At 66.3% G+C, this 24,410-nt stretch carries 22 protein-coding genes; 8 read left to right on the top strand and 14 right to left on the bottom strand.

The window, feature by feature from the left end; translation table 11 throughout:
* Positions 1–110: 110 nt before the first annotated feature.
* Genes P9A17_RS23780 through P9A17_RS23755 form a run of 6 tightly spaced genes read right to left on the bottom strand, consistent with a single transcriptional unit; the run spans position 111 to position 7,883 of the window.
* Positions 111–1,328 (bottom strand): acyl-CoA dehydrogenase family protein, encoded by a 1,218-nt coding sequence (locus P9A17_RS23780; protein WP_278041209.1) that lies wholly within the window; start codon positions 1,326–1,328, stop codon positions 111–113.
* Positions 1,329–1,337: 9 nt separating this feature from the next.
* Positions 1,338–2,660, bottom strand: a complete 1,323-nt coding sequence (locus P9A17_RS23775) for an NtaA/DmoA family FMN-dependent monooxygenase (protein WP_278041208.1) — start codon at positions 2,658–2,660, stop codon at positions 1,338–1,340.
* An 11-nt stretch (positions 2,661–2,671) separates the two neighbouring features.
* Positions 2,672–4,351 (bottom strand): ABC transporter ATP-binding protein, encoded by a 1,680-nt coding sequence (locus tag P9A17_RS23770; protein ID WP_278041207.1) that lies wholly within the window; start codon positions 4,349–4,351, stop codon positions 2,672–2,674.
* Between the two features lie 15 nt (positions 4,352–4,366).
* Positions 4,367–5,242, bottom strand: coding sequence for an ABC transporter permease (locus tag P9A17_RS23765; protein ID WP_278041206.1), 876 nt, complete (start codon positions 5,240–5,242; stop codon positions 4,367–4,369).
* Entirely contained in the window at positions 5,239–6,258 is a 1,020-nt protein-coding gene (locus tag P9A17_RS23760; RefSeq protein WP_278041205.1) for an ABC transporter permease, read from the bottom strand. Before P9A17_RS23760 ends, P9A17_RS23765 begins: the two co-directional genes overlap by 4 nt.
* Positions 6,255–7,883, bottom strand: coding sequence for an ABC transporter substrate-binding protein (locus P9A17_RS23755; protein WP_278041204.1), 1,629 nt, complete (start codon positions 7,881–7,883; stop codon positions 6,255–6,257). The genes P9A17_RS23760 and P9A17_RS23755 overlap by 4 nt, the downstream gene beginning before the upstream one ends.
* 180 nt (positions 7,884–8,063) lie before the next feature.
* Here P9A17_RS23755 and P9A17_RS23750 point away from each other — a divergent pair, with 180 nt between their 5' ends.
* On the top strand, positions 8,064–9,377 hold the full coding sequence (locus tag P9A17_RS23750) for an NtaA/DmoA family FMN-dependent monooxygenase (RefSeq protein ID WP_278041203.1): 1,314 nt from the start codon (positions 8,064–8,066) through the stop codon (positions 9,375–9,377).
* Positions 9,378–9,384: 7 nt separating this feature from the next.
* Here the strand turns inward: P9A17_RS23750 and P9A17_RS23745 are convergent, their stop codons facing one another.
* Positions 9,385–10,203, bottom strand: a complete 819-nt coding sequence (locus P9A17_RS23745) for an ABC transporter permease (RefSeq protein ID WP_278041202.1) — start codon at positions 10,201–10,203, stop codon at positions 9,385–9,387.
* Positions 10,200–10,958, bottom strand: a complete 759-nt coding sequence (locus P9A17_RS23740; protein WP_278041201.1) for an ABC transporter ATP-binding protein — start codon at positions 10,956–10,958, stop codon at positions 10,200–10,202. The genes P9A17_RS23745 and P9A17_RS23740 overlap by 4 nt, the downstream gene beginning before the upstream one ends.
* Positions 10,959–11,094: 136 nt before the next feature.
* Between P9A17_RS23740 and P9A17_RS23735 the strand changes: the two genes are divergently transcribed.
* The 7 genes from P9A17_RS23735 (at position 11,095) to P9A17_RS23705 (ending at position 19,103) form a co-directional block, all read left to right on the top strand.
* Positions 11,095–12,705 (top strand): rhodanese-like domain-containing protein, encoded by a 1,611-nt coding sequence (locus P9A17_RS23735; RefSeq protein WP_278041200.1) that lies wholly within the window; start codon positions 11,095–11,097, stop codon positions 12,703–12,705.
* On the top strand, positions 12,705–14,225 hold the full coding sequence (locus tag P9A17_RS23730; protein WP_278041199.1) for an ABC transporter substrate-binding protein: 1,521 nt from the start codon (positions 12,705–12,707) through the stop codon (positions 14,223–14,225). The genes P9A17_RS23735 and P9A17_RS23730 overlap by 1 nt, the downstream gene beginning before the upstream one ends.
* Entirely contained in the window at positions 14,222–15,187 is a 966-nt protein-coding gene (locus P9A17_RS23725; protein ID WP_278041198.1) for an ABC transporter permease, read from the top strand. The genes P9A17_RS23730 and P9A17_RS23725 overlap by 4 nt, the downstream gene beginning before the upstream one ends.
* Complete coding sequence (locus P9A17_RS23720; RefSeq protein WP_278041197.1) at positions 15,184–16,047, top strand: ABC transporter permease; 864 nt, start codon at positions 15,184–15,186, stop codon at positions 16,045–16,047. Before P9A17_RS23725 ends, P9A17_RS23720 begins: the two co-directional genes overlap by 4 nt.
* Entirely contained in the window at positions 16,044–16,898 is an 855-nt protein-coding gene (locus tag P9A17_RS23715) for an ABC transporter ATP-binding protein (RefSeq protein ID WP_278041196.1), read from the top strand. The genes P9A17_RS23720 and P9A17_RS23715 overlap by 4 nt, the downstream gene beginning before the upstream one ends.
* A complete protein-coding gene (locus P9A17_RS23710) occupies positions 16,855–17,649 on the top strand; it encodes a dipeptide/oligopeptide/nickel ABC transporter ATP-binding protein (RefSeq protein WP_278041195.1) in 795 nt (264 codons plus the stop codon). The genes P9A17_RS23715 and P9A17_RS23710 overlap by 44 nt, the downstream gene beginning before the upstream one ends.
* A gap of 116 nt (positions 17,650–17,765) precedes the next feature.
* The gene (locus P9A17_RS23705) at positions 17,766–19,103 is read left to right on the top strand and encodes an NtaA/DmoA family FMN-dependent monooxygenase (RefSeq protein WP_278041194.1); all 1,338 of its coding nucleotides are present in this window, start codon (positions 17,766–17,768) and stop codon (positions 19,101–19,103) included.
* A gap of 41 nt (positions 19,104–19,144) precedes the next feature.
* On the opposite strand, the gene P9A17_RS23700 is transcribed toward P9A17_RS23705, so the two are convergent.
* The 6 genes from P9A17_RS23700 to P9A17_RS23675 all read right to left on the bottom strand — a co-directional run bounded on the left by P9A17_RS23700 (position 19,145) and on the right by P9A17_RS23675 (position 24,409).
* On the bottom strand, positions 19,145–19,942 hold the full coding sequence (locus tag P9A17_RS23700) for an SDR family NAD(P)-dependent oxidoreductase (RefSeq protein WP_278041193.1): 798 nt from the start codon (positions 19,940–19,942) through the stop codon (positions 19,145–19,147).
* Positions 19,943–19,972: 30 nt separating this feature from the next.
* The gene (locus P9A17_RS23695; protein WP_278041446.1) at positions 19,973–20,449 is read right to left on the bottom strand and encodes an acyl-CoA dehydrogenase family protein; all 477 of its coding nucleotides are present in this window, start codon (positions 20,447–20,449) and stop codon (positions 19,973–19,975) included.
* A gap of 65 nt (positions 20,450–20,514) precedes the next feature.
* Positions 20,515–21,144, bottom strand: a complete 630-nt coding sequence (locus P9A17_RS23690; RefSeq protein ID WP_278041192.1) for a hypothetical protein — start codon at positions 21,142–21,144, stop codon at positions 20,515–20,517.
* 18 nt (positions 21,145–21,162) lie between these two features.
* Entirely contained in the window at positions 21,163–22,083 is a 921-nt protein-coding gene (locus P9A17_RS23685; RefSeq protein ID WP_278041191.1) for a MetQ/NlpA family ABC transporter substrate-binding protein, read from the bottom strand.
* A 10-nt stretch (positions 22,084–22,093) separates the two neighbouring features.
* On the bottom strand, positions 22,094–23,650 hold the full coding sequence (locus P9A17_RS23680; RefSeq protein WP_278041190.1) for a copper resistance protein CopC: 1,557 nt from the start codon (positions 23,648–23,650) through the stop codon (positions 22,094–22,096).
* A gap of 3 nt (positions 23,651–23,653) precedes the next feature.
* A complete protein-coding gene (locus P9A17_RS23675) occupies positions 23,654–24,409 on the bottom strand; it encodes a YcnI family protein (protein WP_278041189.1) in 756 nt (251 codons plus the stop codon).
* Position 24,410: the final 1 nt, after the last annotated feature.

The following is a 24,410-nucleotide window of genomic DNA, read 5'->3' as shown; positions in this document are numbered from 1 at the left end:
GTCAGTTACTTTGGTACGCACCCTGATTCGCGATGCACCGTTGTCGGACGGTAGCGGCGCCGTCGGCTCCGTTCAACGGTTTCTCTTGCGCTGCGCAAAACTAGCTGGGCTTACGTGTTCGACGGCTGCTGGCCTCGCTTCCTGTCGTAGAACGACTTCGCCGTCGTGCCGTTGACGACGAAGTCACCGATGACCCGGGGCTTGTAGACCACCGGATTGTGGGACGCGAGCGTGCGCGCGTTGCGCCAATGCCGATCGAGGCTTTCGACCCCGCGGATCGCCGACGCCCCGCCTGCGTTGAAGATCTGTGTGCTCGCGTCGAGTACCGACTCGATGATCGTGACCTGTGCCGCGGACACGTCGATGAAATTGCGCGCGTAGTCGTCCTCGGCGTCGAGGCCCGCGTCGGTGAGCTGGTTGGCGCGTTCCAGACCGGTGGCGACCTGAACGAGAAGCGCATCGGCAGTTTGCGCATGCCGGTAAAGGTTGCCGACGACGCCGAGGACCTCAGGATCCTCGTCGGCTTTCGCCGACAGAGCATGCAGGTGTGTGCGTTGCCGTGACTTCAGCAAAGCAACCGCGTCGCTGACGATGTTGCGGGCAATGCCGGCAAGGTTGGCCAGATGCACCAGCTGTACGAATGCCTGGATCGACCTCAGGTTGGACTTCGACCGGCCCAGGTCACCGTCCTCTGACACCGGAACAGCGTCGAAGTAGGTGGTGCCGCTGCCAGTCAGCCGCTGGCCGATACCGTCCCAATCGTCGGCATGGGTGACCCGCGGGTCGTTGGCCGACACCACGGCGAAGGTCACGTCTCCGTCCTCAGAGTCCGCGACCGCGGCCGCCACGCGAATGTAGTCGGCGTACAACGCCCCGGTCGAGTAGTACTTCACGCCGGAGATGACGGCTTGCCCGTCCACGTGGTGTAGCCGGGTGCTCGGCAGGAAGTCCGGACTGTCGGACGCGGGTTCGGATTGCGCGTTGCCGAAGATGGCTCCGTCGGCGGCCCGGCGCAGCCACAGCTCACGTTGCCGCAGTGACGGCGACCGTCGCAGGATCTCGACGGTGGTGAAGTGGCCCCGCAGGATCTGGGGGACGTTGGAGTCTGCCGTGCCCGCCTCGGCGAGAAGTTCGAACAGCGTCGGGAGATCGACGCCGAAACCGCCGTACTCCAGCGGAACCCGCAGCCGCCCGAAACCGGCTGCCGCCAGGGCCCTGATCTCGTCGTGAACAGGCTGACCGGTGTGATTGCGGGAGGCGGCTTTGGCGGCGAGTTCGCGGAAAATGCGCTGGAATTCGGCAAGACTGGTTTGAAAATCGGCTGACACGATGCCCTTTCAGTTCGCGATGGCGGGCACGTGGCGCGGGTCCCGAAGTCCGAGGCGCTCGCGGATCGTGGTGCCGTCGTAGGCGGTCGGGAATGCGCCTTCGGCCTGCAGAAGCGGAATCACCTCGCGGTTGAACTCGGCGATACCGTCGGGAAGGACCGGGATGTGGATGTTGAAGCCGTCCACCGCTCCGTCGCGCCACCACCGCAGGATGTCGTCGGCCACGTCGCGCGCCGTGCCGATCGCAAGTCGGTGCCCGCCCTCGACCCGGCGTACCAGCTGCCGCGGAGTGATGGTCTCCAACGTGGTCAGTTCGGCGAAAGTGCGGACGAAGCCGACGGGGCGGAACTGGTCTTCGGTGTAAGTGAACAGTTCGGGGCTCAGCGGCTTGTCCGGATCGAGATCGGTGCTCAGATCCAGAACTGCTGTCCGCTTGAGGAAGTCGGCGATCAGGCCGTCCTCTCCGCGATGTCCGTGCAGCGCCTCGTGCTTGCGGTAGGCCGCCTCGCGGGTTTCGCCGAGGATCACGGTCAGACCGGGCATCAGCCGGATGTCGTCGGCGGGGCGACCGTGACGGGCCGCGGCGTCGGCAAGCTGCGCGCGGTAGTCGAAGGCCGCCTGGGGATGCAGTAGCGAGGCGTACACGATGTCGGCATGCTTGGCCGCCAGATCGATGCCCGCCTGCGAGGCGCCGGCCTGAGCGATCACCGGGTGGCCCTGCGGCCCGATCGGAACATTCAATGGACCTGCGACGTCGAAGAATTCGCCGTGGTGGTGAATCGGCCGGGCAGTGTCGAGGTCCCACAGCGTGTCCGCGGGTGTGGGGCCTTCGGGGGTATCCCAGCTCAGCCACAGCTTCTTGACGACATCGAGGAACTCGTCGGCGCGACGGTATCGGTCGGCCCTCTGCGGCAGTGGGGCTGCCGAGAAGTTGGCGGCGATGTCGGGATTGAAGCTGGACACGACGTTCCAGATCACCCGGCCACCGGAGATGTGATCGAGAGTGGCCAGCCGGCGGGCGAGGTTGTAGGGCGAGTTGTACGACGACGATGCGGTGAGGAAGAACCCGATGTCGGGGACCGCGGCGGCCACTGACGCGAACAGCACCGTCGGATCGAAGCTGTGTAGCGGACGCGACCTGTTGTCCCGCTGCAACGCTGGATGATCGGAGACGAAGACGATATCGAAAATGCCTTCGCGGGCCAACCGTGCGGACGTCAGGTAGTGGTTCCAGTCGGCGAACCGCCCCCAATTGGTCCCTGGCGCCGCGAATGACCGTCCCGCCGAACCGGTGCTGTTGATGGCCGCGCTGAGAAACAGGCGTCGTGTCATGTCAATACCTTTCAGGCGCTCACGCGGCCGAGTTGGTCGCGTAGACGCCGCCCGGGGGTGGCGTCGAGGAGGGCGCGGGTGTAGTCCTGGCCGGGTTCGGCGAAGATCGTTGCGGTCGGCCCGGTTTCGACGACCTGGCCGCGGCGCATGACGGCGACATGATCGGAGATCGAGCTGACGAGGTCGAGGTCGTGGGAGATGAACAGGTAGGTGAGCCGGAGCTCACGCTGAACGTCGTCGAGGAGATCGAGGATTCTGCCCTGCGTCACGACGTCGAGTGCCGACAGCGCCTCGTCGAGCACGACAATGGGGGACCGGGGCGCGAGTGCCCTCGCGATCGCGACGCGTTGCTGCTGACCGCCGGAAAGCTCGCGCGGTTTACGAGCGGCGTAGCTGCCCGCCAGCCCGACCTGGTCGAGCAACTCGGCGACCCGGCGGCGCCGTTCGGCCCGGTCGCCGAGCCTGTAGGAGCGCAGCGGTTCGTCCACGATCTGCTCGACGGTCAACCGTGGATCGAGGGCGACCTGCGGGTTCTGTTGCACCAGTTGGACCTTGCGCCACACGTCGCGGCGCGATCGTCTGGGCAGACGGCTCACCTCCTGGCCGTCGATGTGGACCTCGCCGGCATCGGGCTGTGTGAGCCCGAGGATCAGCCGCGCCGTCGTGGACTTGCCCGATCCGGACTCGCCGACCAGCGCGAACGTCGTGTTGGGTGAGAGCTCGAAGGACACGTCGTCGACGGCTGTGAAGTGACGGTTGGGGCCGTGCGTGAAGATCTTGGTCAGACCGCTGACCGCGAGGACGGGATCGCCTGAGGCGTTGGGATTCTGGTCACGCGGGCGGACCCTGTCACCGAGACCGAAGGCGCTCGTGATGAGCTGACGGGTGTACTCGTGTTCGGGGGAGAACACCAACTCATCGACGGGGCCGCTGTCGAGAACCTCACCGTTGCGCATGACGATCGCCCTGGTGGCGTGGTCGGAGGCCACCGCGAGGTTGTGCGTCACGAACAGCACCGCCACCTTGGTCTGCGCGGTGAGCTTGTCGAACACTTCGAGGACCTGCTTTTGCACGGTGACGTCCAGCGCCGAGGTCGGCTCGTCGGCGATCAGCAGCGCAGGACGAAGCCCGAATGCCATGGCGATGAGCACGCGTTGCTTCATTCCGCCCGAAAGTTCGTGCGGGTACTGCCGCAGTCTTGCCTCGGGGTGATCGATCCCGACGAGATCGAGCAGTTCGATGACCTTGTCACGAAGATCGCTGCGGGACAGCGTGTTACCGTCGCCGTGCAGACGGAAAACCTCGGTGATCTGGCGGCCGATCGGCTGCACCGGGTCCAGTGACGTCGCAGGGTCCTGCGGGACGAGGGCGACGATCTTGCCGCGCAGTGTGACGAGGTGACGTTCGGGCAGCCCGGTGATCTCGCGCCCCGCCACCCGGATCGACCCGTTCTCGATCGTCGCCCCCGGCGGCAGCAGGCCGATGGCGGCCCTGCTCAGAGTGGTCTTCCCCGAGCCGGATTCACCGATGACGGCAACGACCTCACCCGCCCTGATCGTCAGGTTGGCCCCGCGGACCGCGGGTTGGGCGGCACCGCGGTAGGAGATGGTCAGGTTCTGGATCTCGAGGACGGCATCGCTGTCGGGCAGGGCGGCCACGCTGGTGTCGTCGGCGGGCAGGGTGGTGGTCATGGAGAGGCTCCTTGATCAGATCCGAAAGCGGCGCTGCAGTATTCGGCCGGCACGCGACACTGCGAGCACGGCGATGAGCACGACGAAGCCGGGCAATGTGGTCAGCCACCAGGCGTTGGCGAGGTAGTCACGACCCTCGGACAGCAGCGTGCCCCATTCCGGCGTCGGCGGCGGTGCCCCGTAACCGAGGAAACCCAGACCGGCGATCGTCAGGATGGTTTCGCCGAGTTCGGTGGGGATGAGCGCGACGATCGGGCCGGAGGAGTTCGGCAACACGTGACGGAACAGAATCGCCGAGGAGCCTGCGCCGGAAATTCGTGCCGCATCGATGTATTCGAGTTGGACTACTCGCAGTGCTTCGCTGCGCGCCACCCGGGCGAACGGTGCGACGGCGGCGATGCCGACACCGATGGCGACGTTGACGGTGCCCGGCCCGAATGCGGCGACCACGCACAGCGCCAGCAGGAAACCGGGGACCGCGAGCAGCACGTCGACCACCCGCATGATCACCGCGTCGACGGCGCCGCGCAGTACCCCGGCCGCCACACCGAGGACAGTCCCGACGACGAGGCCGATCGAAGTGCCGATCACGGCTCCGTACACGGTGTTACGGGTGCCGTGCACCACCCTGGCGAAGGTGTCGCGGCCGGCCCGGTCAGTGCCGAACCAATGCTCGGCACTGGGCGGCAGGAACTTCAGCGCCCCGTCACCGATGAGAGGATCGTGGCTGGTGAACCAGCCGGGCGTCAGCGTCCACGCGATGACGGTGAGCAGCACTACCGCGGCGACGAGCGTGGCGATATCGCTGGGCCGCAGACTCTTTCGACGGTGGCGCAGTCTCGGCGGCTCCGGCGCCGGAACAGGAGTGTGCAGCTCAGGTGTGATCGTCATCCCTGCGGCCCTCCCGCCGTCAGCAGGATGCGCCGATCCAACACGGGGTAGAGCAGGTCGATCAGCAGGTTCACGACCACGTACACCCCGGCGATGATGAGGATGAATCCCTGGACCAGCGACACATCTTGCTGTGACACTGCGGTCTGCAGCACCCGGCCGATACCCGCCCGCGCGAAAACCGTCTCCGTCACCACCGTCCCACCGACCAGCTTGCCCAGGACGGTGCCCGCCACGGTGAGGCCAGGGCCGGCGGCGTTGCGCACCACATGCCGCCAGAACACCCAGTGCTTGCCGGCTCCCTTCGCACGGACGACGTCGACGAAATCACTGGCGAGGACGGTGTCGACGCTCTTGAGGAGCACCTGGGCGATCGCCGCCGACATCGGTAGGCCGAGAACGAGAGACGGCACCAGAATCGAGGCGAACGAACCGTCCGGAAACGCGGAGATCCAGCCGAGCTGGAACGACAGCAGATTGAGCACGACGATGCCGACCCAGAACACCGGAGCGGCAGAGAAAAGCGGTGGCAGGGTCACCACCGAGGCCCGCACCCAGCGCCACCGGCCCAGCGTGGCGGTCGCGACGATGGCCGCAGCGATCAGGATCGCGACGATGAATGCGGTGCCTGCCAGGCGCAGAGTCGGTCCGACTGCGTCGGAGATGGCATGAGTGACTGTCTGACCGGTGCTCATGGAGTACCCGAGGCCTCCGCGCACGACCTGTCCGAGTTCGATGAAGTACCGCTCCACGACGCCGTGGTTGTAGCCGTAGTACAGCTTCATCTGCTCGACCGTCGTCGGATCGATGACACCGGTGTCGTCGGCGGCGAACATGTCGATCGGGTTCGACGGCAGCAGCGTGATCGCGATGAACGTCAGCGTGTACGCCAGCCACAACACGACGAGCGCCTGGAAGACTCGGCCGCCGACGTAGCGCAGGAGTTGCCGGGTGCGGGGGCTGGCCCAGCTACTGGTGGGCCCGCCGCCTCGCGGTGTTGTGGTCAGCGCCGTCACGGCTTCTTCCACGCGTTGTAGAAATCCGGATACGTCTGAGTCTGGAACGTCACGTGGACGTTGGGCGACGCCCCGAACGTCTGCGCTTCCTCGAAGTACGCGATCACGTAGGAACCCTTGATCAACGCCTTCTGCTGCTCGATCTGAACGTTCTTGAACTCGGCGTCGTCCTTGGCCTCCAGTTCGCGATCGTAAAGTGCCGCGAGTTCGGGCGGTGAGCCGAGAAGCGCGGTGTTACCTGGCCCGCCGAAGCTCTGGCCGAGCGAGATGATCGACGTCCGGCTCACCACCAGCGGCACGGTGACGTCCTTGTTGGCCGCTGCGGCGAACGACGGATCGTTGCGCACATCGAGCACGACGCCGAGTTCCTTGCGCCACCGCTGGGCGATGTACTCCCAGGCCGGACCGAGCGCGACCTGCTGGGCGCTCTGCGGAACCGTCAGGTGAAGCGCAGTGCCGCCCTTGGTGCGGATACCGTCGGACCCTTGCGCCCAGCCCGCTTGAGAGAGAAGATCGCGGGCCTTGTCCGGGTTGTAGGCGAACTCGCCCGCCAGGTCGACGGCGTTGGCGTTGTTGACGTTGAGGATGGAGATCGGCGGCGGGTAGCTCGGACTCAGTGCGTCGCGGGACAGGCCGTCGCGGTCGATGCCCAGTACCAGGGCCTGGCGCACCAGCGGATCTTTGGTGAACTCGTTGTCGACGCGCAGGCCCGCGTAGTTCGAGGTGCCCAGCGGGGGACGGTACAGCAGCAGCTGGTAGCCGGAGGCCTGGATGACGGACTCGTCGGAGGGCTGGATTCCGCGCGCGACGTCGACCTGATTGGACGTCAGAGCGCCTGTCCGAAGCCCGCTTTCGGGAAGAACCTTCCAGACGATCTCGTCGAGATAGGCCTCACCCTGGTTCGGGGAGCCGGCGGGTGCCCACTGATAGCCCGGCCGTCGCACGAGCACTGCGGATTGGTTGGGGACCTGCGACTTGAAAACGAACGGCCCTGCGCCGACGTGATTCTCGGGGCGCCCGGCCTCTTCGAGGTCAAGGGCGAGGGTCTTGGCGCCGAGGATCGGGGAGTTCAGCCGCGTCGTGTCGATGAGGAACTGCTGGTTGGGCTTGTTCAGCACGACGGTGACGGTGTCGCCATCCACCTCGACGTGGTCGAATCCGCGAGAGAGCTGCTGGTGCACCGAGATTCGCAGTGCCTCGTTACCGCGCCCGTAAAGGTCGTAGTTCTGCGCGACGATCTCCGGGGTGAGCGGGGTGCCGTCGCTGAACGTGATGCCCTTGCGGATCGTGAAGCTGAAGCGGGTGTTCTCGTCGTTCTTCGTCCACGATTCGGCGACCCAGGGCTGGAGCTGCTTCTTGTACGGGTCGAAATACAGCAGGAACACATTGGTGTGGAAGGTCAGGTTACCGGCGCTGTAGGTGCTGAGCTTCTGGGCCTGCCACGAGGCGACGGCCTCGGTGTCGGAAAATGTCAGTGTGCCGCCCCGGACCGGGTCGCCAGTCGGACCGCTGGGGCTCGTACTCGGTGCCTGGCCGCCGGGTGCTCCGCAAGCCACCAGCAGACCCGAGCCGAGGACGGCGGCCGAGAATCCGAGGAAGGCGCGGCGATCGAGGTGGACGGTCATGGAATGGGGTCCTCATCTGTGACTTGAGCACGGCTGTCGGAAGGCTCAGCGGCGGGGGAGAAGCCGGGCACAACAACATGGGCATGTCACGCCATCGAGTGTCTCGGGCCGCGGGAGGGGGAACAACGCATTCCTGCTACACGATCGGTTAAGCCGCGCCTCCTTGTTCGGGCAACCACCGTGGCTGACGCTGATCCGATGGGCAGCGACCGCACTCTGATCCTCAACTCCGTCATCCGTGCCATCGGCTTCACCCAGGGCGGATGGCGGCATCCGGACGCGACGCCGGAACGGGCGCTCGACCTCGCGTATTACCAGGAGTACGCGCAGATCTCGGAGCGCGGACTGTTCGACGGCCTGTTCGTCGCGAACACCCCCGCTGCCCGAAGTAACGACTGGACGACGCTCTTCTCGCCGCTGGAACCGGTGACACTGCTGTCGGCGGTCGCAGGCTCGACGTCCCACATCGCATTGATTCCCACTCTGTCGACGACCTTCAACGATCCGTTCAACGTCGCGCGCCAGATCGTCACCCTCGATCACCTCAGCGGCGGGCGCGCGGGTGTCAACCTCGTCACTTCCGGGTCCCTGGACGCCGCCCGCAACTTCGGCTACGACGAACTCCCCGAACATGATTGGCGCTACGAGCGGGCTTATGAGTTCCTCGACGTGCTCTATCAACTGTGGGACAGCTGGGATGCCGACGCGCTGATCATCGACAAGGCGGCGGGTGTCCAAGCCAAGCCCGGCGCGGTGCGGCCGATCGGCCACCGCGGCAAGCACTTTGCAGTACACGGTGCGCTCGACGTGCCCCGCTCACCGCAGGATCGTCCTCTGGTGTTCCAGTCCGGTGGCTCAGCACCGGGCCGGCGTTTGGCCGCCGCCTATGCCGATGCCGTGTACACGGCGCAGCGCACGATCCCCGAAGCGCGGGCGTTCCGAGACGAACTCCACCAGACCCAGCGACAGCTGGGCCGGTCCGGCCCGCCCGTCAAAGTGTTGCCAGGGCTGATCCCGATCGTGGCCGGTACTGATGCCGAAGCCCACGCGCTGTACGACGAGATCAGCGCCCTAAATCCTCCCGAACGGTCCGTCGGCATCCTCGAGGGGCGGTTGCGGGTCGACCTGACGGGAGTCTCACTCGACGATCCATTCCCGGTGGACCGGCTGCCTGCGGTGGAGAGCCTGGCAGGTGAGCGGAGCTTCCACGAGATAGTGCGCAGCCATGCCGACGCGGGCGGGTCGCTGCGCGAGATCCTGCGGGTCACCGACTCCGGCAATGCCCATCTGAGGTTCGTCGGGTCGGCCGAGCGGGTCGCCGACGAGATCGAGGCATGGTTCACCGCGGGCGCGGTTGACGGCTTCAACATCAACCCGGCGATCACACCGACCGGGCTGACAGATTTCGTCGACCATGTCGTTCCGCTGCTGCAAGACAGGGGAATCTACAAGCGGGAGTACACCGCAGCCGGTGCACGCGCGGCGTTCGCCTGAGAACGGATCACGGCTTGAGGCGGTCGCCCGTGCGGAACTTGTGGGCCAGGAAGGCGCCGACAACCGCGGCGGCCCCGATCACCACGACCAGGGCGAGCGGCGCCGAGATGTCGGCGTGGCCGAGCATGCCGTTGCGCATCGCCTGGACCGCGTAGAACACCGGATTGAGATAGCTCAGCGCTCGCCAGGCAGGCGCGAGGTCGTGCACGGAGTAGAAGACCCCGCCGAGGAAGCACAGCGGCTGCACGATCAGCACCTGGATCGCGGCCACGTGTTCCTGGGTCTGGTTGTACATCCCGGCGATCATCCCGGCCTGCGCGGCGAAGATCAGCACCGCGGCGAACGCGACGAATGCGTAACCGGGCCTGGCGATGTGGGAACCGGTCAGGGGCATCGCGATCAGCAGGATCGCCGCCGAGATCAGGATGCCGCGCACGATCGAACCCAGCACCAGCGCGAGGTTGATCTCCCACCAGCGCAGCGGGCTGGCCAGCACGGCATTGATGAATCGGTCTTTGCGCGCCTCGAACAGCGAGGCGGAGCCTTGGATGTAGCCGGCGGTCACTACTGCGAGCACGACGAGGCCCGGGAGGATGAATTGGTCGTAGGGAACCCCGCCGACGGGCGCGATGCGGCTACCCAGCGCGAGTCCGAAGACGAAGACGAACAGCAGCGCGGCGAGAACTTGGCCGGCGACGGTGTAGTACCACACCTTCATGTAGCGGACGATCTCGCGCTGCAGCAGCCACGTGAAGGCGGGGCGCTGCGAGGCGTAGGGCTGGTCGTAAGGTGTCAATGGTGCTGTGCGGAGCCAGTTCTCACTCATCGCGATGCCTCCGTCGACTCGGCCGCCATCGCTCTGGCGTACACCTCGGCGAGGTCGGCGGCGCCGAAGGTGATCCGCAGGGCCTCGGCGCTGTCGCGTGAGATCACCTGACCTGCCCGGATCAACGCGATCTCGTCGCACAGCGCCTCGGCCTCTTCGAGGTAGTGCGTGGTGAGCAGGATCGTGTGGCCACCCCGGTTGAGGTCCCGCATGTAACTCCACAGGTCGGACCGCAGCTCGACGTCGACGCCCGCAGTGGGCTCGTCGAGGATGAGCAGACGTGGACGGTTGATCATGGCTCGCGCCACCAGAAGTCGTCGCTGCATACCGCCCGACAGTTCGCGGGGCCGCTGCTTGGCCTTGTCGGCGAGGCCCAGGAGCTCGAGCAGATCGTGGGCGCGGCGGGTGGCTTCGCGACGGCCCAGCCCGAAATAGCCTGCGTGGTAGATCAGAACCTCGACATTGGTCAGGAATCGGTCGAGGTTGACCTCCTGCTCGGCCAAGCCCACGAGCGCCCGTGCGGTTCGGGAGTCGTGCGGATGGCCGAAGACCCTGATCTCACCGGCGGTCGGCCGCAGCAAGTTGCACGTCGCCGAGATCAGTGTCGACTTCCCGGCGCCGTTGGGGCCGAGCAGTCCGAAGAACGCGCCGTCGGGGATGTCGAGATCAAGCCCGTGCAATGCGGTGAAACCGGACGGGAACGTCTTGCGCAGCCCCCGGACGGTCAGTGCCGACGGTGCCTGTGCCTGCGACACTGCGAAGCCACCTCCAGTTCATGTGGGATACCTGACGCTACCTTGCAGGGCCTCGCCGACAGTTAAGTCAGCTCGACCGATTCCCGTAGCGCGAGAGGATTGTTCGATGTTTGTGTCGACTCCAGACTCTCCCGGTATGACGTCCGTTGCCACTGCCACGATCACTGCCGATGAACTGCACGAGCTGGTGGGATCCAGCGCGGAATACGCCCTCGTCGACGTCCGCGAAGCCGGCGTGACGGCAAACGAGGGCTCGATTCTGCTGGCCGTGTCGATCCCGTTGAGCTTCCTGGAGATCCGGGTTCGGGCGCGGATTCCGCGCCTCACGACTCCCGTGATCGTCTACGACGGTGGCGACGGAGGGGGAGGACTTGCCGAACGCGCATCCGCGAAGTTGTCGGCGCTCGGCTACACCGACGTGCGACTGCTCAACGGTGGCCTGCGCGCCTGGGCGGACGCGGGGCACAAGGTTCAGTCCGGAGGAGATCATGTCATCGGACAGGCGTTCGGCGAGTGGATCGAGCACGTCTACGAGACACCGCACATCAGCGTTGCCGACTTCCGCGACCGGGTCGCCGCGGGCGAGGACATCATCTTGCTTGACAGCAGGCCGATCGGCGAGTTCGAGAACCACAGCCTTCCCGGAGGCACGTCGATTCCGGGCGCCGAGTTGGTCTATCGCGCAGCCGAAGTGGTGAAGTCTCCCGATACATTGGTGGTGGTGAACTGCGCGGGCCGTACGCGCAGCATTCTCGGTGCCCAGGTCCTCATCAACGCGGGATTACCGAACAAGGTCGTCTCGTTGGAGGGTGGCACGCAGTCCTGGGTGCTCGAGGGTCACGAGCTCGTCCACGGCAAGTCGGTCGCTGCGCCGGAACCTGGGGCTTCGGCGCTGGAGTCGGCGCAGGCCGCGGCGGCAACCTTCGCGCAGCGTTTCGCGATCTCGACCATCGACAAGGACACTCTCGCGACGTTCCGCGCCGAAGCCGACAAGCGCTCGCTCTACGTTCTCGACGTCCGCACGCCCGGGGAGTACGAAGCCGGGCACCTTCCCGGATCACGGTCAGCGCCCAGCTGGGACGTCGCCCCGTGGACGTTCCGGCATGTCGGGACGCACAACGCGCGGATCGTCCTCGTCGACAACGATTCCGTGCGCGCGACGGTCGCCGCGTCGTGGATCACCCAGATCGGGTGGGGCGAGGTCTTCGTTCTTGAGAACGCCCTTGACGGGGTCGAGCTCGAAACCGGTCCGGCATCAAGCCTTTTCGAGATACCCACGGAAGGCTATGACCTCGTCGAGCCTGCTGCACTTCAGGCTCAGCTCGACGACGTCACCGTGATCGACGTGTCGTTGAGTCCCGCCTACCGTGCCGGCCATATTCCCGGTGCCCGCTTCGCCATTCGATCGAGACTTGCGGCAGAAGATATCCCCGGCGACGGCACTGTCGTCCTGACGTCGGAAGACTCGGTCATTGCCGCCTACGCGGCGGCGGAACTGTCGAGCTCGACAGACCGCTCGGTTCAGGTCCTCGACGGCGGTACCGCATCGTGGAAGGCCGCCGGACTACCTGTGGAGACCGGCGCCGAGACCTGGTTGAGCGAGCCCGACGACATCGTTGCCTCCGGATGGCGCGAATCCGATCCCGAGCGTCGCAAGGCCGGATTCCGTCGTTACCTGTCGTGGGAGCTGGGCCTCGTCGCCGAGCTCGATGCCGACGACACCGTGCCGTTCAAGAGGTTCGATTGATGATGTCGCGCAGCAAGATTCTCGCGGCCGTGCTGGCCGCTGTCACCGTGCTGGCGGCTGCCTGCGGTGGCGGCGGCGGGACCGTCGCGGGCATGAGCAACGAACTCAAGTGGGCCATCGGCATCCCGACCAGCTGGGATCCTGTCACGTCGCAGATCGGGTGGGACATCTTCGGTCTGCCGCTGGCCTACGAGGGCCTGACAGAGATCGACAAGGACGGTAAGCCGACGCCCGGCCTCGCCGAGAGCTGGGAGTACAACGACGACGGCACCCAGGTGACGTTCCACCTCCGTCCCGACCTGACGTTCAGTGACGGAAGCCCGGTGAACGCCGACGCCGTCAAGTTTCACTTCGACCGGGCCAAGAACCAGGAGAACTCCCGCTCCAAGGATTTGATCGAGACGATCCAGTCGGTCGACGTGGTCGACGACCTGTCGGCGCGATTCAACCTCGCGCAGACCGACTACCAGGTACCACTTCTGGTGGCGGGCCGACCCGGCCTCATCGCGAGCAAGCAGGCCGCCACGGCGGATCCGGCAGCGCTGGACACCAAACCCGTTGGCGCGGGGCCCTTCATCCTCGAAGAGTTCATCCGCGACGACCACGCCACGCTGGTCAAGAACCCTGACTACTGGAACGCCGACGCGATCAAGATCGACAAGGTCACCATCTACGAGAAGCCGGACCAGGCGACCGTGGTGGCCTCGGTGCAGACCGGCGTCTACAACGTCGCCTACGCCTTGCCTGCGGCGGCCAAGAACGCCGAATCACAAGGACTCCCCGTCGAATTCACCGAGACCGGCCAGGTCTACGGGGTCATCGTCAACAACAACAAGGCGCCGTTCAACGACCCCGACGTGGTGGCTGCCCTGCGCTATGCGTTCAATCGCCAGGAATTCGTCGACAAGAGCACGCTCGGCACCGGGCAGGTGACCAACCAGCCGTTCCCACTGCGCTACCCGCAGAATGACAACACGTTCCTGGAGGATTGGCCCTACGATCCGCAGCGGTCACTGCAGATCCTGGCCGACGCCGGCTACGCCCCGGGCGACGTCAAGGTCGAGCTCTACACACAGGACCCGGAGACCGGTGTCCCGGAGCTGCTTCAGGACCAGCTGACGAAGGCGGGCTTCGACGTGTCCATCAAGGTGATCAGCTCGGCGGAGAGCCGCCAGATCGTCTTGGTCAAGCGCGAGCCGTCGCTGGCGCTCAACACCTCGACGGGGCGGGAATCACCCGTCCAGGCGCTGCTGTCCTTCTACGGCCCGGCCGGCCTGATGAACCTCAGTGCGCCCTATGCGACGCCCAGGTTCGAGACCGCCCTGGACACGCTGCGCAGCACACCGCTGGACGCGCCCGACTACGACACCATCCTCAAACAGACGGTACGGATCGCGGCCGAGGAGTCGCCGCACAACTACCTGTTCGACGTTCCCTGGACGTTCATCAAGGCGGACGGAGTCTCCGAGCTCGACGCCCGACAGGGCCAGATCCGCTGGGAAGATGTGACGATCCAGTGAGTGTGCGCAGCCGATGGCTGCGGGGATCGCTTCGCCTGCTGGTCATTTCGATCGTGGTGTTCGTCCTGGCCAGCCTCGTGACGTACGGCCTGGGTGTGGTCAGCGGGATCAGCCCGGCCGCGTTCGTCGCCGGCGACGAGGCCACCGCCGAGGACCTGGCGCGAATCAGCCACGAGTGGGGGCTGGACCGGCCGCTGATCTTGCAGTACCTCGACTGGCTCGCCGGCCTGTTCCGCGGCGAGCTGGGCAACTCGTGGTCCAACGGAGAACCGGTCGCCGATCTGCTGTTGCAGAAGGCGCCGATCAGTTTGTCGGTCGCGCTGCTCGCGCTGGTGATCGGCGTCGCCGGTGGTGTCGGGCTTGGCGTCGTCGCCGCGTTCCGCCAGGGCGGCGCGGTCGACAGGGCGATCACCTGGCTGGCGTCGATCGGCACCGCGGTGCCCGCCTTCGCGATCGGGGTGCTGCTCATCCTGGTTTTCGCGGTCGGCCTGAAGTGGTTCCCCGCAGGCGGTTACGTGCCCCTCGAGGAGGATCCCGCTCTCTGGCTGTGGACCATTACGCTGCCCGCGGTCGCGCTGAGCTTCGACACGATCGGGGACCTGGCCCGGCAGGTGCGGGCAGGTCTCGTCGGCGCGCTCGACGGCAACCACGTGATCGGGGCTGTCCTGCAGGGGTTTTCGCGTCCACGCATTGTGGTGGGCAACGTGTTCCGCAACGGCGTCGGTCCGGCGCTGAGCATCCTGGCGCTGAAGTTCCCCACGCTGCTCGGCGGTGCGGTCATCACCGAGTCGGTGTTTTCGATGGCGGGTTACGGCGCCTACACCGCCAAGGCGGCGCAAGGCGGTGACCTGCCCGTCGTGCAGGGAGCCCTGATCGTGTCGATCGTGCTGGTACTCATCTTCAACACCGTCGTGAACCTGGTGCTCGACCGGTTCTCCCCGGACCGCAGGGGGACGCTGTGAGCCGAATTCATCGCACCCTCGGGATCTTCGGGTGGATCAGCATCGGGATCTGCATCGCGGTCCTCGCACTCGCGGTCTTCGGACCCGTGATCGCCCCGCACGATCCGCTGGGCGTCACCGACCACATCCTCGCCGGACCCTCGGCTCAGCACCTGCTGGGCACCGACTATCTGGGCCGGGATGTGTTGAGCCGCATCCTCTACGGGTCGCGACTCTCGGTGTTCTCGGCGCTGGAGGTCGCGGGAGTGGCCTTCCTCGTCGGCGTTCCCGCCGCCGTGCTGTCGGTGTACTCGCACCGCTCGGTCGAATGGCTGAGCCTGCGCATCATCGACACCTTGATCGTCGTACCGTTCCTCGTGTTCGCCGTCGCGGTCACGCAACTCGTCGGCAACGGACTGCACCAGGCGATGATCGTCGTCGGGGTTCTGACCTCGCCGCTGTTCTACCGCGTCACCCGTGCCGCGTGTCTGGCGGTCGGGCAGGCCGACTACGTGCACAGCGCCCGGCTTTACGGCGGCAGCACCTGGTATGTGGTGCGGGCGCACATCCTCCCGAAGATCATTGCGCCCGTGTTGATCGCGGCGGCCAACACCGTCGCGACGGGCCTGATCATCGTGTCCAGCCTGACATTTCTGGGCATCGGTATCGTGCCACCCGCGCCCACGTGGGGCGGCGCGGTGTCCAGCGACCTCGCCTATCTGGGGCAGCGACCGTACTCGCCGCTGGTGCCCACGATCCTGATCGCCGCGACCGTCATCGCACTGAACAGTCTCGCCGACATCGCCCGTCAGCCTTCGCGGCGCGGCGAGGTCGCCAGTGGGCTTTTCCTGTTGCGCGCCAAGGGAAAGGTTCGCGCATGACCGAACAACTGCTGACCGTCGACCGGCTGACTGTCACGAACAACGACGGCCAGGACGTGGTGGCCGGCATCGGATTCGGCGTGGCGCCCGGTCAGACGGTCGGAATCGTCGGCGAGTCGGGCAGCGGCAAATCGGTGACCTGCAAGACGGTGCTGGGCATTCTGCCGCAGCAACTCCGCGTCACCCACGGTGATGTCACGCTGGCCGGCCACCGCGTGCTCGACTACGGGTTTCGTGAGTGGCGGCAACTCCGCGGTGGGGTGATCTCCGCGGTGTTCCAGGACCCCGGCTCCTACCTGAACCCGAGTGTCCCGGTGGGCAGGCAACTCGCGACGTCGCTGCGGGTCCGGTACGGGCTGTCACGACGCGAGGCGGCGCGACGCGCGAGCGACCTGTTCGCCGAACTCGGACTGGGACCGGAGTCGGGTGTCGAGTCGAAGCTGCCGCGCGAGCTGTCCGGTGGCATGCTGCAGCGGTCGGTCCTGGCGATCGCGCTGTCAGGGGAGCCGTCCCTGCTCATCGCCGACGAAGTCACCACGGCGCTCGATGTTTCCGTGCAGGCGCAGGTGCTCGACGTGCTGACGCGGCGACAGGACGCCACCGGGATGGGCATCGTCTTCGTCTCACACGACCTCGCCGTGGTGGCGTCCGTCTGCGACACGGTACTCGTCATGCGGGACGGTCACATCGTGGAAGCGGGACCGACCTCGTCGGTGCTCGCCGATCCGCAGCACGAGTACACCCGCCTGCTCATCAGCGAGCACAAGCGTTTCGGCATCGAGCGTTTCACCGCATCGGAGGACTCCCGTGACTACGTCACTGCCCAGGTCACTGCCCAGGCCACTGCTTAGCATCTCGGCACTGAGTGTCGGCTACGGCGACGACACCATCCTCGACGGGGTCAACCTCGACGTCGCCCAGGGTGAGGTCGTCGGACTGATCGGCGAGACGGGGTCGGGCAAGAGCACGCTGTGCCGGGCGGTCCTCGGTTTCGCCCCGGTTCGCAGCGGCCGCATCGACTTCGACGGAACGGACGTCGTCGCCTTGCGTCGGCGCGGACTGCGCAGGCTGCGCTCGGGCGGCGCGATCCAGTATGTGTTCCAGGATCCGCTGGCCAGCCTTGACCCGGACTGGAGTGTGCTGCGATCAGTCACCGAACCTCTGGTGTTGAGCAGCAACATGATTGGTTTCGACGAGTCGGTGCGGACCAGCGCAGAGCGCGCGTTCGGCGACGTCGGGTTGGACACGGCGCTGCTGGACCGGCGACCCGCCGAGTTGTCCGGGGGGCAGCGGCAGCGCGCCGTGATCGCCAGGGCCCTCATCACGCGGCCGCGGCTGCTCCTGTGTGACGAGCCGGTCAGCGCGCTCGACGCCAGGAACCGGATCGTCGTGCTTGAACTCTTCGCCGAGCTGCGTGAGCGGTATGGCATGGCAATCGTGTTCGTGTCCCACGACATCGGGTCCATCGCGGGCACCTGCGACCGCCTGGCGGTGTTGCACGAAGGTGTGATCGTCGAGGACGGACCTGCCCGCGATGTCATCCGGACTCCCACGAGCGACTACGCCAGGCGACTGATTGCGGACGTCCCGTCACTGCCGTAGTTAAGTGGGTGATGAACGGATCTCGTAGATCGCCAATGTTGTTCGAGTTCAGTGTGGTGCCGAAGCTGAGAGGGACGAACCCGCCCCGCCGCGGGCTCTGCTGATCGGAGAATGTCATGGCGCCACGCCGGGAGTACCTCAACCTCGTCCTGTTCGACCGGCCCAGCGGCTGGGCGGACAAGCAGCCCGCACACGGCTCCACGCCCAGTTCAGCATTCGCGCGCATCGTCGAGTTCGCCCAGCAAGCGGAGCGCGCACGGCTCGACGCCTTTTTCAAAGCGGACTTCCTCGGCTTCGACAAGAACAACATCATCAACGATCCGAGTTTGCTCGGTGAGCCACTGGCGGTGTCGGCGGCACTGGCCGCCGTCACAGAGCGGATCGGGCTCGTCGTCACGGCGTCGACGTCGTTCTTCGAGCCGTACAACGTCGCCCGTCAGATCGCGACGCTGCACAACGTGAGTGGAGGCCGGGCCGGCTGGAACGCGGTGACGTCGTTCAACGGGGAGGTGAACTTCGGGCCCAACGTGCTCTTCGCCCCCGCCGAACGCTACGCTCGTGCAACCGAATTCATCGATGTGGTGGTCAAGCTCTGGAACAGCTGGCAGCCCGATGCGCTCACGTTCACCGATGGCGCAGCCCCGGCGGTCGACCCCGGCCGCATCCACGACATCGAACACGTCGGCAAGTACTACGCTGTTCAGCAGGCGCTCGACGTGTCCCGGCTGATCGAGGACCTGCCCGTGGTGTTCCAGGCAGGCGCGTCGGAGGACGGGATCCGATTCGCGGCACGCTTCGGCGAGGCAGTCTTCGTCGCGACACCCGATCTGTCGCATGCCCGTTCCTATTATGAAAGTCTCAAGGCGCTCGTGATCGCCCACGGCAGGCACCCCGACTCGCTGCGTGTGCTGCCCGGGATCAGGACCTATATCGCCGATACCGAAGAGGAGGCACGAGCCGAGTACGAAGAGGCCTTCGCCGAGCCGAACTACTATGCAGCACGCCGCAAATTCGTCCAACGTGAGGCGCCCACACTGGTTCTCGACGACCTCGATCTCGACGACGTCATCCCCATCGACCGCATACCGAGCCGCGAGCTGATGGCGACCAATCACCGCCGGGTCAGCCGAGGACTGTTGTTACGGGACCTCGTCACCGAGATCGACGGTGTGACGGTTCGGCAGTTCCTGCAGCGCATCAAAGGCAGTGGCCACCTCGACGTCGTCGGTACCGCCGAGCAGGTCGCCGACGTCTTCGCCGAATGGTTCGCGGTGCGGGCGTCCGACGGGTTCACGCTGCACGGCGGCAACTCGTTCGACCGGTTCACCGGTGAGGTCATCCCGCTGCTCCAGGACAAGGGCTTGGTGCGCCGCGAGTACGAGGCGCAGACGCTGCGCCAGAACCTCGGGCTTGAGCCCTACCACCTGGGACTCGCCGCGGATCTGGCGCGCTGACCGACGCTCACCGTCGTCGAACGCGCCAGATCCACTGACAGTCAGTAGTTGACGGAGCCGAGTAGACCGCCGCCGGCGGCGACGGCGTCCCCGGTGATGCTGACGCTGCGCGGCGAGGCCAGGAACGCGATGACGTCGGCGACCTCCGTCGCGTCGACGATCCGTCCGATGGAGTTGTTGGCGAGGTCCTTCTCGTAGGTCGCCAGGTCGACACCGGCCTTGTCGGCGCCGGCCTGGTACTGCGCGGTCTTCGACTCGGTGCGGGTCTGGCCGGGATGCACGACGGTGACGTTGACACCGTGCGGTCCGAGCTCATCGGCGAGATTCTTCGTCAGCGCGGCGACACTGACATTGCGGATGCTGCGCACGATCGAATGGGTCTGCCGGTAGCCGAGCCCGCTGACGTTGATGATCCGGCCCCAGCCCTGCGCCACCAGATGCGGCGCGACGGCCCGCGCGGCGCGCAGATAGCCGACCACCTTGATGTTCACATCACCCCAGAACGCCTCGTCGGTCGTACCCGCCAAGTCCGGAAAGCCCGCGCCGATGGACTGATTCGAGGCGTTGTTGACGAGAATGTCGACGCCGCCGAGCTCCTCGACGGCGCGGGCGACGAGATTGCGCACCGAGTCGTCGTCGCCGGTGTCGGTGACCACGGGGATGGCGCGGCGGCCGCTGCGCTCGGCGACCTCGGCGGCGGCCTTCTCCAGCGTCTCGTGCCCCCGGGCCGCCAAGACGACATCGACACCTTCTGCGGCCAGCGCGTGGGCGACAGCCAGACCGATGCCCTTACTGCCGCCGGTGATGATCGCGCGCTTGCCGGTCAGTTGTAGATCCATTCGTTGCTCCTTGATATCGGGTGGTTATGGTCAGAAGAACGCGCCGTTGGGCAAGGGTTCGCCGGTGAGTTCGTAAGCGCCGATTGCCTTGGCTTTATAGGTCTTCGGGTTGTGGGCGGCCAGGGTACGGATGTTGCGCCAGTGCCTGTCCAGGTGCGAGCTGCGCCGCGCGGCGGTTCCACCGCCGACGTCAAACAAGTCCCCGGCGGCGCGCAGAGCCAGCTCGTCGACGACGACTTTGGCCTTCGCGGCGCGCAGAGCTGCCCGTACCGAAAGCTCTGTCTCTGAGGCGGTGCCGTGCGCGGCGTACGCCTCGGAGAGTGCCTGTGCGGCATTGAGAACCAGCGCCTCGGCAGCGAATGCCTGGCTGGCCAGCAGACCCACCGATTGCTGCAGGATCGGATCCTCGGTGGGCTGCTCGGAGGCGGCGTGATAGAACGTGCGCTGCTTGGTTCGAACCAGGTGAGCGGCATCGCGGGTGACGCGGCGCAGGATCCCTGCGATCACCGACGTGAGGTAGAGCTGCGGGAACGTCGCCGAGTAGGGCAGCTCACCGTACAGAGTGCCGCGGCTCAGGAAGTCGGCTCGATCGACAGCGACGTTCTCGTATCGCGTGGTTCCGCTTCCGGTGAAGCGCTGACCGATTCCGTCCCAATCCTTGTCGACGAACACCCCCTCGGAGCGGGACGGAACGACCACGCGAACGGTGTCACCGTCGGGACCGGCGGCGCTGACGACGAGGAAGTCGGCGTACAGATTGCCGTCTCGAAGTCGCGGGCGCGGCGGCCGGCGCTCTTGCGGCTCAACTCGGTCGTCGAGGTACCGAAAAGCCTTCCCGCCCTCACCTGATCGAGCCACCGGGCGTCGGCACCCTGTGGCTGCCGCAAGAGGCTCTCGGTGAAGTTGAAGTGGTTTCGCACGCTGTGCGCCACATTGGGATCGACTTCGCCGAGCGCGATCACCGTCTCGAACAGTTCCGTGAGCGTCGCACCGCCACCACCGTCGGCAACGGGCAGTCGCAACGCACCGAGGCGAGCGTCGCGGATCACCTCGAACTCCTCGAACGGGTGCCGATCGTCGCGGTCGCGGTCCACGACACCGGCATCGATGTAGTCGAGCAGCAGCGTCAAGCCCGGTGAGCCTACCGCCACCGGTTCGGTGAAAACGGGCTTCTGGTCCGGCTTTTCGGCGATGAGCGACATGCGATTCTCCTTCTGGGGTTATCCGTTGAACGGCAGCTGCGCCGAGATGAACTTTCCTTGATAGGTGCGAGCGAGGTAGTCGGCCACCTCTTTGCTCTCCAGCGCGTGCGCGAGTGCGGAGACGCGAGGATCACCCGCGAGCCGCGACGGGGCCACCAACACCCGCGCATACGGGTTTCCCGGCCCTGCTTCGATCGCCAGGGCGTCCCGAGCCGGCACCAGGCCGATCGACGCCGCCGTGGTCGTATCGAACACCACCGCGTCGAAGTTCTTGTAGATGTCCGCGGCGTACTCGCTGAAGTCCAGCGCGCGAAGTGCCAGATGCCGTTGTGATTCCAGCACGTTCGCTTCGGTGATCGACAGGTCGGCCAGCGTGAGCCCGCCGAAGGCGCGGTCGAGTGTGACCAGATCCACCGATTGGAGCAGATACAGGCTGCGCGCGAACCCCGCCTTGGTCTGGGGCACGGCGACCATCGCCCCGTGAGGCAGGCTGTGCGCGGTGATCTTGTCTTCTCCCAAGGGGGAATTGACCCAGTCCTCGGTCGGCGCCAGGTCCTTCCACCGCGACGAATACAGCGCGTACGGTGCGACGTCCACCTTGGACACGATGCTGAGGGTGTCGTGGCCATTGGCCTCCTGGTTGCCCAGGAACGCGGGTTGCGTCTGATAGAACGCGAGATCGGCGTCACCGTCGACGATCCGGCTGTTGGTGGCCTCGGCTGCGTCCGTCAATTCAATCTGGACGCCGCCGGCAAGGTTGGCCTGCGACACGAATTCGAGCACGTCGCGATAGCCTTCGCCACCCACGTGGATGCGCAGTATATCCCCGCTGGCTCGCCCATCCTGGTAGGTCACCGGCACGTCATCGGAACAACCGGCGGCCGACACCGCGAGCATCACCGCGCAGACAATCGCCTGCACGTTGCGTAACAAGGACATGGGCACCTCCTCAGAGCACCTGGTAGAAGAACGACGCCAACTTGGGGCCGCTACCGTCGTCGAAGCGCACCGTCACCTTCCAGCGGCCCGCAGCCGGGACGATGAGGCCGTCGCTGCGCCACTCACCTGCGCTCACGGGCGTCATCTCCACCGGAAGACGCGCGACATTTGCTTCGGGAGAGGACAATTCGACTCCGATATCCGCGGTCATGGAATCCGCGATGTCGATCGTCACGACTTGGCTGCCGCGGCGCACGGTGTCGATGTGGACGTCGAGAACGTCGGCGTCGCCGAAGTCGACGGTAGTGGCGACATCGGTGGTGTAGCTGTCCTTGGCGGGAGTCAGCGACGACAGCGACGACGTGACCCCGATGACGACGACGGCCAGGACAGCCTCCACGAGGATCGTCCGCCCGCGAGCGTGGTCGCCGGCTCGTGCCTTTCGGTAGACGAGGTACCCGGCGGCGATGGCAGCGCCCACCGCCGCCACTTTGACCGCCAGGGTGAGGCCGTAGGACGTCGTGACGATCGCAGCAAGCGGACGGACCTGGAACAGCGCCACACCGATTCCGGCTGCCACCAGCAGGATGACGTGGCCGAACGCGACGCGATGCCAGCGGTGCAGCGCAGGAAGCTCGGGTGCCACGAGAGCGATCACGCTGACACCGCCCAGCCATACCGCCACGGCGTAGATGTGGACGAAGGTGATCAGAAACGGCAGGGGCCACAGTTGGGTGGAGCCGCCGTGGCCACCGAGGGTGACGGCCGTGACGGCTGTGACTGCGAAGGCCAGCCCGAGAAGCGCTGTGGGACGGTTTCTTCCGGGTGGGAGGGTGAACGTCAGCGCGGCCAGCGCCGCACCGGCCGCAAGAGCGATCCCGAACGGTGTGGACAATACCGCCGAGACTGCGGGCCATGCAGCAGACAGGCCGCCCGACTGTTCGACGACCAGAATCAGCCCTCGCCCCAGCAGACCCGCACCGAGCAACGCGGCGCCGATCCGGTAGACGACGGTGAATCGGCGCGAATGAGTCACACCGGGCCACGCCCACCGAGCCGCGAGCAACAATCCTGCCGACAACACTGTTCCGAGGTATTCGATTGTCTTGACCGGCAGCACGATCGACCGGCCGACCGTAGAACCGCCCGTCAGGTCACCCCACTCGCCCTGCTGGATCACCGCTCCGACGGTGAAGCGAATGGAGAGCGACACCACGTGGGTGTCGGCGGAGACCACACGCGCGGTCGCCAGGTACGCGCCGTCCGGCAAGGACTCGGCGGGTTCGATGACGATGCGGGTCCGGCCCTCGTCGAGCCGCTCTGCCGCAAGGGGGCAACGGTCGCCATCGGCGTTGATCAGCTGGACGGAACCTTCGACGAGGGACACCGGCTCACTCAGCTCGAACGTCAAGACCGACGGTGACGCGTCGAGCTGGGTCCCGTCCGACGGCGTGCTCGCGAGGAGCGTGGCATGAGCCGATGCCGGCGCCGCCGCCCACGTCGCCAGCACGACGGGAGCGAGAATCACGAGCACTGCCAGCAGGACGCGCGAGAGCCGTGGTGTCATCACTCACGAGGACCCGGCGCCACGATTTCGTCGCAGCGAAACAGTGAGCAGACCGGCGGTGCCGAGGGCGACGACGAGGCTCGCCAGTGAGGCGGCGCGCCAGAACCACGATTCGGGCACTGCGGATTCCGCGGAGGCGGAGGCGACGTCGCCGGTGTGTGGATGGCTGTCGGTCGACAGAGCAGCCGCTGAATCGTCCTGCGCGCCATGCCCGTCGTGACTGTGGCCGGCCTCGGGTGCGCCCAGCGTGACGACGGGGGCGGGGTGCTCGGGCTCGGTGTTGGCGTCGACGGCGATCTCGTTCCACGACACCACGGTGCCGTCGCTGTACTTCTGATCCGTCAGGAGTGCGACGGATCCGCTGTTCTCGGGCCACGGTCCCGCGGAGAACGTGAACTCGCCGAACTCCGCGGGTTTGATTCCGGTGGCGTCGTCGACGGCGCGCCACGTGATCGCCTTGACGCGTTGGCTGTTCCCCGCGGGTTCGGTCTCGACGGTGGCGATCCACCCGGCGATGGGCAGTGTGCGAGCAGTGGCGAGGTCGACGCCCTGCGGCAGGTTGACGGTCAGGCCCACAGTCGAGGCGTCCGCGGATTCGGTCGGAACGATCAGTCGCACGATCCCGTATCCGCCTTGCGGTGGTGCCTGTCCCTCGTCAACTCGGACGTGAGCCGATGCCGGTGCCGCGGCGATGACGGCCCCGAACGTCAATGCGGCGGCTGCCGAGAGCGCGCTACGGATCGTGTTGAATGTCTGCATG

The sequence above is a fragment of the Mycobacterium sp. 236(2023) genome, from assembly GCF_029623955.1.
Classification (GTDB): Bacteria; Actinomycetota; Actinomycetes; order Mycobacteriales; family Mycobacteriaceae; genus Mycobacterium.
This window is presented reverse-complemented; position numbering and strand designations above follow the sequence as displayed.